The sequence below is a fragment of the Niabella sp. CPT15-335-S11 genome (assembly GCF_058792415.1).
Window position 1 is genome coordinate 497,057 of sequence record NZ_JBYTEI010000002.1, and the last position, 13,862, is coordinate 510,918.

Here is a 13,862-nt window from a genome sequence, read left to right on the forward strand (position 1 = left end):
GTTGTAATCGGAAATCAGCATCGAAAGGAACATCGAATTAACAGTTCCTTCGTACCTTTGTATTCTTGAAGTGCTACCTGAAATATTTATTTCTGATGGTCTTATTTTTTGTAATAAGGCCATTTGTCTGTGCGGATGATCTGCATGCGCAGAAACCGGACAGTATCTTCGTACCTCCAAAGCCGCCCCTGGAAGAGATCATGAAAGACTGGGGTCCCAATGACAGTCTCAAAATAGCAGCCATCTGGTACGGCACCACTTACTATGATTTTAAGATGATGCCCTACAGTGAAGAAGAAAATATTTGGGTTTCAAATCTTTCCCTGGCGCAACTGGCAAAAATAAAAGCAGATTGGGCCAGGTTACGCAACGCTGTCTTCATCTGTTACCCATACGCACGGGCAGCGGGCTATACCATCAACGAACTCAATGCACAACTGGAAAAGATCCACGATAACGGTACCAGGCGTGCGATCATTAAATCAAAAGAAAAAGACCTTAAGAAACAATTCGCAGATCCGCTTTCAAATCTCTCGGTGTACCAGGGCAAGGTTCTGATGAAACTGATCAACCGACAAACGGGAAATAATTGTTATGATATCCTGAAAGAATACAAGGGTGGGTTTAATACGCGACTCTATCAAACCGTGGCCTACTTTTACGGAGGAAACCTCAAACAAGACTTTAATCCCAAAGACCCGTTTGATCACCAGATTGACATCTTTGCAAAAGAAATAGATGCTACCTGGTATAACAACCCTTATAAACGGCAGTAATTCCGCAGTACAACAGATTACATTTAAGCCCGACCCGGCACGAGCTTAGTAATATCGCACCCTTGTTGAAAACTTCTGCTTCCTCAGGCATTCAATTACCCTTAGTTTTGCCGCCCGATAAAAATTATTTTACGATGGACCAGAAATATATACAGCAGATAGCTACAGAACTTTCCTTGAATGTGAAACAGATAGGCAACGTGGAACAGCTTCACCTGGAGGGCGCCACGATCCCCTTTATCAGCCGCTACCGCAAAGAAGCCACGGGCAATATGGATGAAGTAAAAGTGGCTGAGGTTATTGACAGGATCAAGTATTTCGACGACCTTGAAAAAAGGAAAGAAACCGTTTTGAAAACGATAGAAGCGGCGGGCAAACTTACACCGGAATTAAAATTGCGTATTCAGTCGACCATACAGGCAACTGAACTGGAAGACATTTATCTGCCGTATAAACCCAAACGAAAAACCAGGGCAACCGTGGCCATAGAAAAAGGGCTGGAGCCATTAGCGAAATTATTATTCGAACAACAGAATATACATGCAGAAACAGAAGCACAAAAATACATTACTGAAAATGTCAAAGATGTGACCGAAGGGCTGCAGGGCGCCAGGGATATCATGGCTGAATGGATAGCAGAAAGCGAACAGGCCAGAACGCTGATCCGGTCGACGTTTGAAGAAAGCGCGACCGTTTCTGCCCGGGTGCTGACGACTAAGAAAGAAGATGCGGAAGCACAGAAATACAGGGACTATTTTGATTTCAGGGAACCGCTGTCGCAGTCGCCTTCACATCGTATCCTGGCCATTCGCAGAGGTGAAAAAGAAGGATTCCTGATTATGGATATCTCCATTGAAAAAGACAGCGCTATCGGAGAATTGAAAAACCAGTTTGTCACTTCGTCTAATGAAGCCTCGGGTCAACTATCTCTGGCTATTGAAGATAGCTATTCCCGATTACTGAAACCGGCTATCGAAACGGAATTCCGCCTGGGCAGCAAAGCAAAGGCTGACGAGGAAGCGATCAGTGTATTTGCCGAGAACCTTCGTCAACTGCTGCTTGCATCACCGCTGGGGCATAAGAGAGTCCTGGCCATTGACCCCGGTTTTCGTACTGGATGTAAGGTGGTTTGCCTGGACGAAAATGGCACTTTCCTGAAATATGAAACTATCTTTCCGCATGCACCGCAAAATGACTGGTCCAATGCTGTCCGCTCCATCAAACACATGGTTGACCATTACCGGATAGAAGCCATCGGCTACGGTAACGGAACGGCAAGTAAGGAGACGGAAAAACTGGTGCGCAGTATTGATTTTGGAAGGCCTGTTGCCATCTTTATGGTGAACGAAAGCGGTGCATCTATTTATTCTGCAAGTGAAGTAGCGCGTGAAGAGTTCCCTGATGAAGACGTTACGGTCAGAGGCGCCATCAGTATCGGTCGCCGCCTGCTGGACCCGCTCAGTGAGCTGGTTAAGATCGATGCAAAAAGTATCGGCGTTGGGCAGTACCAGCACGATGTAAACCAAAACCGGCTGAAGGAAAGCCTCGACCACGTCGTTGAAAGTTGTGTAAACTACGTCGGTGTGGATCTGAACACGGCCAGCAAACACCTGCTGATGTATGTCTCAGGATTGACATCCACCACAGCAAAAAATATTGTGGAGTACCGGACTAAGAACGGCGCATTCGGCAAGCGGGATGAGTTATTGAAAGTCCCTATGCTGGGGCCCAAAGCCTACGAGCAGTGTGCGGGCTTTTTACGCATTCCGGAGGGCGCTAACCCTCTGGATAATTCGGCTGTACACCCCGAAAGTTACCCGGTGGTTGAAGCTATGGCCGGAAAGCTCCATTGTACGGTTAGTGATTTGATTTCAAAAGAGGATATGCGCAAGCAGATCCGGGCTAAAGATTTTGTCAGCGAAACGGTGGGGCAATATACCATTGAAGACATTCTGAAAGAGTTGGAGAAACCGGGTCGTGATCCGCGGGAAGCCATTGAAGAATTTCAATTTGCAGAGGGGCTTTCGTCGATGGAAGACCTGAAGCCGGGCATGATTGTGCCGGGTATTGTCACCAATATCACAAAATTTGGTGCGTTCGTTGATGTGGGTGTCAAACAGGATGGACTGGTGCACGTATCTCATCTCGCCAATAAATTTGTTGAAAATCCCAACGATGTAGTAAAACTCAATCAGAAGGTGATGGTCTCCGTACTTGAAGTAGATGTTGTGCGCAAAAGAATTTCACTGAGTATCCGCGAGGCTGGTGAGAAGAACAATAAATCGAATGGAAATTCCTCCAAAGGATCAAGCACAAAAGCGCCTCCTAAAAATAATTTCAAGTCTAGCTTGGATGCATTGAGGAAGAAGTTTGAGAAATAGGTCTGGAGATGTTAGATATTAGACGTTAGATTCTAGAATACATATTATATACATTATTTATTTTATATTAATACACATATAAATAAATACAATATTAATATGCAGCTTTAGCCAAAGATGGGGTCCGCGGGATCAAATCAGGTTCAGCATCTTTTGAGTTGCTTTGATAGCGGCAACGGTTTGGTCGCTATCCAGACCGGTCGTGGTGAATTCCCTGCCATTATGTTCCCAGGTAATATGGGTTTCGCAGAGGGCGTCAGACTTACCACCGGGCGGGATCCTCACTCCGTAATTTATCAACTTGGCAAGCTTCAATTTACGCTGATGATAGATTTTGCGCAGCGCATTCATGAATGCATCGTACTGCCCGTCACCCTGCGCATGTTCTTCAACCAGCTCATTCCCAAACCTGAGTTTGATGGTTGTGGATGGACGCATGTCTTTGGAATGTGTCAGCACATAGTCTTCCACCTCCACTCTCACCGCGATACTGATGCTGTCCAGCACATCTGATATAATATAGGGCAGGTCATCCTGTGTAACCATCTCCTTCAGATCTCCAAGCTCAATGATTCGCGCGGTGACTTTCCTGAGATCCTCATCAGAAAGCTGGATGCCGAGTTGCCGCAGGTTATTTTCAATGTTGGCCTTGCCAGAAGTCTTTCCCAGCGCGTATTTTCTCTTACGCCCAAAGCGCTCGGGCATCAGATCGTTATAATACAGATTCTTTTTCTTATCCCCATCGGCGTGAATTCCTGCCGTTTGCGTAAACACGTTTTCACCAACCACAGGCGTGTTGGGTGAAATCCTGAATCCGGAAAACGCTTCCACCAACCTGCTCACTTTATACAACGCTTTTTCGTTCACGGATGTCCTGGCGCTGCACTGATAATCGTTCAACACGGCCACCGTACTTTCCAGCGGTGTGTTCCCGGCCCGTTCACCCATACCGTTGATGGTCAGGTGAAGTCCTTTAACACCGGCCTTCACAGCCTCCATGGCATTGGCCACACTAAGACCATAATCATTATGACCGTGGAAATCAATGTGCAGGTCGGGATAACGTTGTACGATCTCAGTAAGGTACCTAGAAGTTTCTTCCGGGATCAATATACCCAATGTGTCGGGCAGCAGTACCCTTTTAATCGGTTGCTCCGACAGAAAATCGAGGTATTGAAATACATAATCTCTGGAATGACGCATACCATTACTCCAGTCTTCGAGATAAATATTGCAATCCATGGCTCTCGATTGCGCCAGCCTGATGACTTCAGCCACGTCTTTGAAATGTTCCTCCGGCTTCTTTTTTAGCTGATGGGTAAGGTGGTTCATAGAACCTTTAGTAAGCAGGTTCATAACCCTGGCACCGCTATTCTCCATCCATTTGATGGATGTATCACCGTCCACAAACGTCAAAACCTCGATCCGGTCGATGAAGTCATTCTCCCGCGCCCATTCAGTAATTTTTTTCACGGCCCGGAATTCGCCCTCACTTACCCTTGCCGAAGCGATTTCAATTCGGTCCACTTTGACTTCCGTAAGTAGTAATTGGGCGATGGTGAGTTTTTCCTGCGCAGTAAAGGAAACTCCGCTAGTCTGTTCGCCGTCCCGTAACGTGGTATCCATAATCTCCAGATAGCGGGCCCCGGAAGTGGCTGCCGGCTTGTTTGCAGCCAAAGTGGAAATTTTTTTTGTAGCTGTGCTCATTAAGTCTTAATAAATATGTGTACTGGTCGCTTAAGCGGACTAGTAAAAACTATTATCAGCGAAAGTGGTGATCTCACCTTTTATGTTCTGGAGGTAATCAATGTCATCAAACCCGTTCATCATATTGTGCTTCTTGTATGCATTGATGTCAAAACGCTCTTTTTCCCCGGTTGATAGGATCGATATGGTTTGTTCGGGCAGGTTTACTTCGAGTTGTGTCGCCGGTTCTGATTCAATTGCTTTAAATATTTTATCCAGAAACTCAGGACTGACTGTAACCGGAAGAATACCGACGTTAAGCGCGTTACCTTTAAAGATATCGGCAAAGAAACTGCTCACCACACAACGGAAACCATAATCATAAATAGCCCAGGCCGCGTGTTCACGGCTGCTCCCGCTCCCAAAGTTTTTTCCCCCGACCAGGATCTTACCGGAATAAACAGGATTATTCAGTACAAAGTCGCGCCTGGGTGTATCATCGCCATCATAACGCCAGTCACGGAAAAGGTTATCGCCAAACCCCTTGCGTTGGGTGGCTTTCAGAAAGCGGGCGGGGATAATCTGATCGGTATCCACGTTTTCAATCGGCAGGGGAACTGCAGTGGATGTAAGTATTGTAAATTTATCGTATGCCATTTAATAGATATTAGATATTACCTGCCTATCGGCAGGCAGGGATATTAATAATTAGATATTAGCCGTCTTCGCACAGTTAATTAATCTATCAATTCTCTTGGATCCGTTACCACACCAGTAACAGCCACTGCCGCGGCTACGTAAGGGCTTGCAAGCAGCGTACGCGCACCGGGTCCCTGGCGCCCTTCAAAGTTTCGGTTGCTGGTACTAACTGCATACTTTCCGGCAGGGATCTTATCGTCGTTCATGGCCAGGCAGGCGCTGCAGCCAGGCTGACGCAATTGAAATCCGGCCTCGGTCAGAATGTCCAGGATCCCTTCTGATTTAATCTGTTCTTCCACAATATGCGATCCTGGTACCAGCCAGGCTGTGATGTTATCGGCTTTCTTTCTCCCTTTCACGATACTGGCGAAGGCCCTGAAATCTTCGATACGTCCGTTCGTGCAACTACCCAGAAACACATAATCGATCTTCTTACCCAATATGGTTTCGCCTTCCTCAAAATTCATATATGCCAGCGATTTTTTATACGAAGCTTCACCGTCGATCACCTCACCTGCAACCGGAATATTTTTTGTAATACCGGTGCCGAGACCAGGATTGGTACCATAAGTGATCTGCGGCTCTATATCGGCTGCATCATAAACCAGTTCCCTGTCGAAAACTGCGTCTGCATCGGTTTTTAAAGTACTCCAATAGGCAACAGCCTTATTCCAGTCCTCCCCTTTTGGCGCTTTTTCGCGCCCGTTAATATAATCATACGTCGTTTGATCAGGCGCAATCATTCCACCGCGCGCACCCATTTCTATACTCATATTGCAGACGGTCATGCGCCCTTCCATGCTCATATCTTCGAACACCTGGCCCGCGTACTCAACAAAATAACCGGTGGCCCCGCTGGCAGAGATCCGCGAGATCATGTAGAGGGCCACATCTTTAGGTAATACGCCTTTCCCCAAACGACCATTGATCGTGATCCGCATTTTCTTGGGTTTGGGCTGCATGATACATTGTGAAGAAAGTACCATTTCCACTTCCGAAGTGCCGATGCCAAATGCTATGCAACCAAAAGCTCCGTGCGTACTTGTATGGGAATCACCACAGACAATGGTCATTCCCGGCTGGGTAATCCCGTTTTCCGGACCTACCACGTGCACGATACCGTTTTTAGGACTACCGAGCGCCCATAATGAAATACCCCATTTTCTTGCATTACTGGAAAGCGCCTCCAATTGGTTGGCGGAAAGCGGGTCCTGTACCGGTAAATGCTGGTTGATCGTTGGTGTATTATGATCGGCCGTGGCGAAAGTGCGATGTGGATACAAAACGGGGATCCCTCTTTTTTCCAAACCCAAAAAAGCAACAGGACTGGTTACTTCATGTATAAAATGCCGGTCGATGAAAAGCACATCCGGACCCTCAGGTATCTGCCGCACTACATGTGCATCCCAGACCTTATCAAACAGTGTAGTAGCGTTACTCATGTCTACGATTAAATTTAAAACGAAATGACTTTACCCCTGGTAAACCTTTAACCATCCGGGTAAAGACGACCAGAGCGTGTAAAAATAACAAGAATTCTGCTAATCTGTTGGTGATTGCTCAAGCTTTTAGCAAGACTTTTAAAAATTATGCAATATTATACAAACGGTTGTACGTAATTCAAACAAATATCGCCTTTGCTGGCCTCATTAATTCGCTCGGTGCCGCTTCTTCAGGGCTGGAAAGCCCAACGACGAAAAACTAGACCTCATCATAACCCGTTTCCAACGTTTCATCGGGATTTGCACCAGCGCCCAGCATACTGCCAAACAGGTCTTTAAATTCGATCCGGGTTTCCATAAATTTCTTACTCAGCATGGAGTAAGCGGCCAGTCCATGCAATACAAACTCCATCAGCAGTCCGGTTTGCATTTCATTCGCGCCGGCAAAATATTTTTTCACCAGTTCGTGAAGTCCGCGCACGGAGTGAAGCATTTTGATCTTGTCCTTGTCTTTGGTCTGAATGGGAATATTGAGCTGGTTACCCTGGTCAAACCAGGAGACAATCGCCCGGTAAGGGTTTTCATCTTCCCTGGCCTCCATTGATGGCTTGCCGGTATTTCTTCTTTTTTTCAACTGTTCGGGATTGGGAAAATAGCGGGCAAACTGCGTGCGCATCGCTTTTTCCAATAGATTCATAGCCACCTGGTAGGGACCTTCCTGCTCACCTTCGTAAACCAGTTCCACTTTACCGGTAATAGAAGGTATGATCCCCATGAGATCAGCAATCCAGACCTGCGTCGTGTTTTCCTGGTTTAGCAGCGCCCTTCGTTCGGCAGCAGATACCGCATTCTCAAATGCCGAAATGGTCAGCCTGGCGCTGACACCGCTTTTCCTATCAACCAGCTCGCTGCTCCGGGCTTCGAAAGCCACCTGTTCAATCAATCTCTTAACGAGGTCGCTGATCATGATCTTCTTAACCTGATCATCGTGTATTTCGGCCTCCTGTTCCGTGATCTCGAGCGCATTTTCGATGGATCTGGGGTAGTGGGTCAGGATCTGGCTCTCTATCCGGTCTTTCAGTGGAGTAACGATCGATCCCCGGTTCGTATAATCTTCGGGGTTCGCAGTAAATACGAACATGATATCTAAGGGCAGTCTGAGCTTGAATCCCCGGATCTGCACATCGCCTTCTTCGAGAATATTGAACAGCGACACCTGAATCCTGGCCTGCAGATCGGGCAGTTCATTGATCACAAATATGCTGCGATTGCTTCGGGGGATGATACCGTAATGCAATACGCGTTCATCGGCAAAACTCAGCTTCAGGTTCGCCGCTTTGATGGGGTCAATATCTCCGATCAGATCTGCCACACTAACATCCGGTGTGGCAAGTTTTTCACCGTAACGCTTGCTTCTGTGTAACCATTCAACCGGCGTCTGATCTCCATGTTCGACAATCAGGTCTAAGGAATATCTTGACACGGGATTCAGCGGATCGTCATTGATCTCACTGCCACTGACAACGGGAATGTATTCATCCAGGAGGTTCACCATCAGCCTGGCCAGCCTGGTTTTGGCCTGGCCTCTCAGACCAAGGAAAAGTATATTGTGTTTGCTGAGCAGAGCGCGTTCCGTTTCGGGTATCACAGAATCCTCATAACCCACAATTCCCGGGAATGTGTTTTCTCCTGCCCTGAGTTTCCTGATCAGATTTTCGCGGATCTCTTCTTTAACCGATCGACTCTTGTACCCGGTGGCTTTTAATTCGCCTAATGTTAATATCTTTTGAAGCATTTGTTCAGGACTATTTTAGGTTTTAATGTTACGATATCGTATTTCCCTTTCAGTGTTTCTCATCTTCACTACCCGGCTTCACCGGATCCTAACGAATAACCGGTTTGGAATCACCGTCACTGTTTGAGCTTGTAAACAAAATAATTTCCGACCGTCCTCACCCTTTTCCCGGCTATCCGCATCATGAATCGGTAAAATTCGCTTTGTGGTGAGATTTTCTTTCAGATTCAGTAGACCTGTTTGTTTTTCCCGCTTTCAAAATCTTTGAAAATAAAGGTCCCCAGATTATCCAAAGACGCGAAATATGCTTTACCCTGGTTCATTTCGGTAAACTCCTGCACAAAACGCTGCAGGTAGGGATCCGTGGCGATCATAAAGGTGGTGATCGGAATTTTCAATTTTTTGCAACTGGCCGCGAGGCTCAGACACCTGTTCACAACCTTTCGATCCAACCCGAAAGAATTCTTATAATACCTTTTCCCGATCTTCAGGCAGGTCGGTTTTCCATCGGTAATCATGAAAATCTGCTTATTCGCATTTTTTCTTCTCCGCAGAATCTCCATCGCGAGCTCCAGTCCCGCAACAGTATTAGTATGATAAGGGCCTACCTGAAGGTAGGGTATATCCTTAATTTCAACGACCCATGCATCGTTGCCAAAAACAACAATATCGAGCGTATCCTTGGGATACCTGGTCGTGATCAGCTCGCTCAGGGCCATTGCCACTTTCTTGGCAGGCGTGATCCGATCTTCCCCATAAAGTATCATGGAGTGAGAAATATCGATCATGAGCACCGTGGAGGTCTGCGATTTAAAATCAGTTTCGCGGATACTCAGATCATCTTCACGCATCTGAAAACTTTCTATACCATGGCTGATCTGGGCATTCCGGATCGACTCCGTAAAATCGATCTGTTCCAGCATGTCGCCAAACCGGAATGGCCTGGTTTCCGGGTTCGTTTCATCACCCTGCCCGGCTTTAAAAGTTGCGTGATCGCCCCGTTTTGTCTTTTTCAGTTTGCCGAAAATTTCTTCAAGGCTTTTTTTCCTGATGCCGCGTTCTGTCTTCCCGGTTATTTTAATTTCACCAGTCTGGTTATTTTCCGTTAGATATCCTTTTCCCTTCAATTCTTCCAGAAAGTCGCCCATACCGTAGTCTTCACCAGTGAGCTTGTACTCCTTATCCAGCTCATTGAGCCATCGAAGTGCTTCTCCTGCATCGCCACTCGTATAAGTTAGCAGTTGCAGAAACAAGTCCAGTAGGGTCTCAAAGGCGCTTTTACCCTGGCCGTTTGCTTCATATCTTGAAAAATGGAATCCGCGCATAACAGCAAGTTAACAAATAAGGATTACTAAAGGTTCAGCCGGAACGCTGGAATTTCGATCATGGAAGCCCCATGCCCAGAATAGCCATGGTTCCAAGCTACTCCAGCTTTTTTCTTACCAGTTTAGCCGTCGAAAGGTTAAAAAAAAGCCCCCGCAAAACCGAGGGGGGGCTGAAAAAATGAAATTGATAATTTTCTGCTAATTTATTTTGGATTAGCGTGTTGCTTCGAACTATCTGCTGCCTTACCGGCTTGTTCCAGTTCCAGTGCGGGCGTTCCCGGGTTCTTTCTGAGCGGATCATAATGTTCTTCGATCTTTTCCAAAACATGTCCCATCAACTCATTAAACTGCGCTTCGACACCACCGAGCCCATGATAGTATTCCGGTTTTTCGACCCTGAGGTATTCGTAATAGTTCTTTTGTTCAGTTACGTCCTTGCGAATGGCAGCCGAAATTTTCCTGGCCTCAGCCAGCTTGCCTGCCTTATAAAACGCTTCTGCATAGACTAACGCATTTTGATTGTGCTGACTATAGCGACTCACCATTGCGTAAGGTAGATTTTTGGTAGAAATCCCCTGTTCGGCTTTCTGCAACAGTTTCGCCGCCTCGTCTTTCTTCCCCGCGTCCGCCAGGTTCCCTGCTGCTTCAGCAAAAATGCCGCGGATATTCAACAAATGCCGCCGGTTCTCTTCATCGAAATAAACACTGTTCAGGTTTGCTCCTCCAAACTCATATTTCGACATCAGGTTCTTATACATAGCATCCAGGTTGTTATCCCTCAATTGTGTTCCTCCGGCCCCTACTTCCCGCATTGCCTGGTCCGTAATCCAGTTTTGCTGCAGCGGCTTGGTAATGATCGGTACCAGCCGGAAACTCAAACCATCTTTTCTCAGATACTGGCCAAATCCAAGCTCTCCATAAGGCGCGGTAAAATAAATAGGCCTGTGCCACTGGTTGGTTGAGATGATATTCAGGATCATCAGATCACTGCGGGTCAGAACTCCTCTCTCCGCCGGTATTTCAAACAACATGTGACTCAACACGCTGTCAGTCGCGTTTACCGTACCATTTTTCCTGGCCAGTTCTGCATCAACGGCAACGGAAAATTTCCTGATGGGCAATCTCGTCGGTCCCACATCCCTGCCGCTTTCTGGATCGGCTACCTTCTGACCCAATACCTCTTTCATCACGGTATAAAGCGGATAATAAGCATTGGCGTCGACCTGCTGCCCCGGCTCGGGTGGCCTAACATACACGACTTCTCGGTTGTGACCTTCTATCTGTTCGGGCGTCCAGATCACATTGACACTATCAGCATTGTTTATTTTGTAACGTAACTGGTTGATGTACCAATCGATTCCCAGCAGGCTGGTATTGATGATCCGGATATCCGTACGAACGCCTTCCACTTCCTGCGCATACCAAAGCGGATAAGTATCGTTGTCGCCGAAGGTGAACAGGATCGCATTTGGCGCGCAGCTTTCCAGGTAATCTTTAGCCAGCGCAGGCGCCAGGGTCTTCTTACTGCGGTCATGATCGTTCCATTCCTGCTGAGCCATCAGTACCGGGGTGACGAGGCACAGCAGTGCGGTGACGATATTGACGACTCGGAAATTCGTACCCTTATTGGATAACCCTCTGATGATATAAACAAATAGGTACAGTACTACAAGAAAGAGCGCGGTGCCAAACAGACTAGCCAGGATATTTGGAAATGCTGAGCCCCAAAGCGTGCTCGCCGCAATCATCACGAAAGTGAGTGAACCGCCATATATTAGCATTTTCTTGAACGTTTCCTTATCGGCAAGATCCCTGGCCATTCGCACAAACGCGACGACGGACAATCCTATCCAGAAAGCCCAGGCGTAGAAAGACCCCGCGTAGGCATAATCCCGTTCTCTCGGCTGGTTGCCGGGCTGATTTAAATACAGCACAATGGCAATGCCAGTAAAGAAAAAAAGCAGGAAGATGACAATCCAATCTTTTCTGTTTCGTATAAACTGATAAACCAATCCGATAATTCCAAGTAGCAACGGCAGCAGATACAATTTGTTATTTGCCTGGTTATGCCGGATGCTCTCAGGCATTTTAGACTGATCGCCAAGTAACGTGTTGTCAATGACGGGTATTCCTGATATCCAGTTTCCGTCTCGTTTATTCCCAAAGCCCTGAATATCGTTCTGTTTCCCGGCGAAATTCCACATAAAGTAACGCATGTACATGAAGCTGAGCTGGTACGACAAGAACCATTTCACGTTATCCACATACGAGGGTGCCGCATATTTCGTCTGACCCGTGTTCGGATCCCGGCTCACCTCCAGATTTAGCCAATCGGCATAAAACTGGGCATGGTACTGGTCGTTACTGGAGTCCCAGATCCGTGGAAAGAGCTGCTTATCCGCACTTTGATAATTTACCTCGCGGCTCCTTCCGGTAGGAATGTATTTCTTCTCTCCTTTCACATATTGCATTTCACCATATGAATAGGGATCGCCATTTTCTCCATAATCTACCTCTGCTGCAAAATGAGGGCCGTAGATGAGCGGAGCGCTGCCGTATTGTTCGCGGCTGAGATAGTAAACCAGGTTAATCGGATTATCCACGTTATTCATGTCGATAGCCGGGTTTGCTGTGCTCCTGATGATTGACGTGAAGTACATAAAATAACCCAGCATGATAAAGGCAAAACACCAGAGGGCAAGTTTCAGGATCTTCAATGCGGTAGGTTTGATCAGATAACCCAGGAATGCACCCACAGCCAGGAGCAGGACGATCTTAAAACCGGCCATCGAACCCGAATAGGCGAAGGGCAGAAATGCCAGCGCAAAAAACAAGGCTGACCAGGTGATCAGTACTTTTCTTGATATGTTTTCCCTGAAATTCAATGCCCATACGATCAGCAGGCCAATCAATATAAAATAGAACGCAAACCCGGAGAAAAACGGCAGCCCGAAATTGTTTACGAACAACACATCGAAAAGCCCGGCAGCTTTCATGCTGTATTGGATCACCGCCACCTGCACAAGGCCCGTAATGAGACAACCGATCAGAAATGCGATAATACTGCCTTTGAGCGTAGGTTGATAGCGACGATAGTAATAAATCATTACAATGGGTGGTATGGTGAGGATACCCAGTAGGTGAACGCCGATAACTAATCCCATCATGAAAAATATAAACACAAACCAGCGGTCGGCCTTTGCCCTCGCTGCTTCATCTGAGCCAGCCTTCTCATCAGCATGTTCCCATCGCAGGGCCGCCCAGAACAAAAGAGCCGTAAAGAAAGAAGACAGGGCATATACCTCGCCTTCCACTGCGCTGTACCAGAATGAATCGGTGAAGGTATAAGCCAGGGCTCCGATCACACCCGCAGTCATCACTGTGAAGATCTGCTGAGATGACAAAGCTTCTCCGGCGCTTACAAACATTTTTCTGGCAAAGTGTGTGATACTCCAGAAAAGAAACAAAATGGTGCCTGCGCTTGCAGACGCACTCATGAAATTCACAGCGTTGGCCGCCGTCATGGGATTATCGCCAAACAGGATAATAAAAAGCCGTCCAACCATGGTAAACACAGGCGCTCCGGGCGGGTGGGGCATACCGAGTTTGTAGGCACAGGCTACAAATTCTCCGCAATCCCAAAAAGAACCGCGCGCCTCACGGGTAAGTGCGTAAGTCAACAGGGATATGACAAAAACGGCCCATCCTGTCAGATTATTTACTTTTCTGAAATTCATGTTATAGTAACATTAGTTTGA

The 13,862-nt window shown here is 46.9% G+C and carries 8 protein-coding genes; 2 read left to right on the forward strand and 6 right to left on the reverse strand.

The annotated features are described in order from the left end of the window. Positions 1 to 95: 95 nt before the first annotated feature. Both AC3WS5_RS08650 and AC3WS5_RS08655 read left to right on the forward strand, forming a co-directional pair. Positions 96 to 776 carry a DUF4294 domain-containing protein gene (locus tag AC3WS5_RS08650; RefSeq protein ID WP_492466900.1) on the forward strand — a complete coding sequence of 227 codons (681 nt, stop codon included), beginning with the start codon at positions 96 to 98 and terminating at the stop codon, positions 774 to 776. Between the two features lie 134 nt (positions 777 to 910). Further along, positions 911 to 3,157 (forward strand): Tex family protein, encoded by a 2,247-nt coding sequence (locus AC3WS5_RS08655; RefSeq protein WP_492466901.1) that lies wholly within the window; start codon positions 911 to 913, stop codon positions 3,155 to 3,157. Positions 3,158 to 3,289: 132 nt separating this feature from the next. Here AC3WS5_RS08655 and AC3WS5_RS08660 read toward each other — a convergent pair whose 3' ends face one another. The 6 genes from AC3WS5_RS08660 to AC3WS5_RS08685 form a co-directional block, all read right to left on the reverse strand. Continuing rightward, a complete protein-coding gene (locus AC3WS5_RS08660) occupies positions 3,290 to 4,864 on the reverse strand; it encodes a hydroxymethylglutaryl-CoA lyase-like TIM-barrel protein (RefSeq protein WP_492466902.1) in 1,575 nt (524 codons plus the stop codon). Between the two features lie 39 nt (positions 4,865 to 4,903). Continuing rightward, on the reverse strand, positions 4,904 to 5,500 hold the full coding sequence (gene leuD, locus AC3WS5_RS08665) for a 3-isopropylmalate dehydratase small subunit (protein ID WP_492466903.1): 597 nt from the start codon (positions 5,498 to 5,500) through the stop codon (positions 4,904 to 4,906). An 80-nt stretch (positions 5,501 to 5,580) separates the two neighbouring features. Continuing rightward, positions 5,581 to 6,984, reverse strand: coding sequence for a 3-isopropylmalate dehydratase large subunit (leuC, locus tag AC3WS5_RS08670; protein WP_492466904.1), 1,404 nt, complete (start codon positions 6,982 to 6,984; stop codon positions 5,581 to 5,583). Positions 6,985 to 7,243: 259 nt separating this feature from the next. Continuing rightward, entirely contained in the window at positions 7,244 to 8,779 is a 1,536-nt protein-coding gene (locus AC3WS5_RS08675) for a MoxR family ATPase (protein ID WP_492466905.1), read from the reverse strand. 227 nt (positions 8,780 to 9,006) lie between these two features. Continuing rightward, positions 9,007 to 10,104, reverse strand: coding sequence for a vWA domain-containing protein (locus tag AC3WS5_RS08680; RefSeq protein WP_492466906.1), 1,098 nt, complete (start codon positions 10,102 to 10,104; stop codon positions 9,007 to 9,009). A gap of 203 nt (positions 10,105 to 10,307) precedes the next feature. Beyond that, complete coding sequence (locus tag AC3WS5_RS08685; protein ID WP_492466907.1) at positions 10,308 to 13,841, reverse strand: protein O-mannosyl-transferase family; 3,534 nt, start codon at positions 13,839 to 13,841, stop codon at positions 10,308 to 10,310. Between the last annotated feature and the right edge of the window lie 21 nt (positions 13,842 to 13,862).

Coding starts and splice junctions, on each gene's coding strand:
- AC3WS5_RS08650 (WP_492466900.1), top strand. CDS start 96: ATGGTCTTATTTTTTGTAATAAGGCCATTTGTCTGTGCGGATGATCTG.
- AC3WS5_RS08655 (WP_492466901.1), top strand. CDS start 911: ATGGACCAGAAATATATACAGCAGATAGCTACAGAACTTTCCTTGAAT.
- AC3WS5_RS08660 (WP_492466902.1), bottom strand. CDS start 4,864: ATGAGCACAGCTACAAAAAAAATTTCCACTTTGGCTGCAAACAAGCCG.
- leuD (WP_492466903.1), bottom strand. CDS start 5,500: ATGGCATACGATAAATTTACAATACTTACATCCACTGCAGTTCCCCTG.
- leuC (WP_492466904.1), bottom strand. CDS start 6,984: ATGAGTAACGCTACTACACTGTTTGATAAGGTCTGGGATGCACATGTA.
- AC3WS5_RS08675 (WP_492466905.1), bottom strand. CDS start 8,779: ATGCTTCAAAAGATATTAACATTAGGCGAATTAAAAGCCACCGGGTAC.
- AC3WS5_RS08680 (WP_492466906.1), bottom strand. CDS start 10,104: ATGCGCGGATTCCATTTTTCAAGATATGAAGCAAACGGCCAGGGTAAA.
- AC3WS5_RS08685 (WP_492466907.1), bottom strand. CDS start 13,841: ATGAATTTCAGAAAAGTAAATAATCTGACAGGATGGGCCGTTTTTGTC.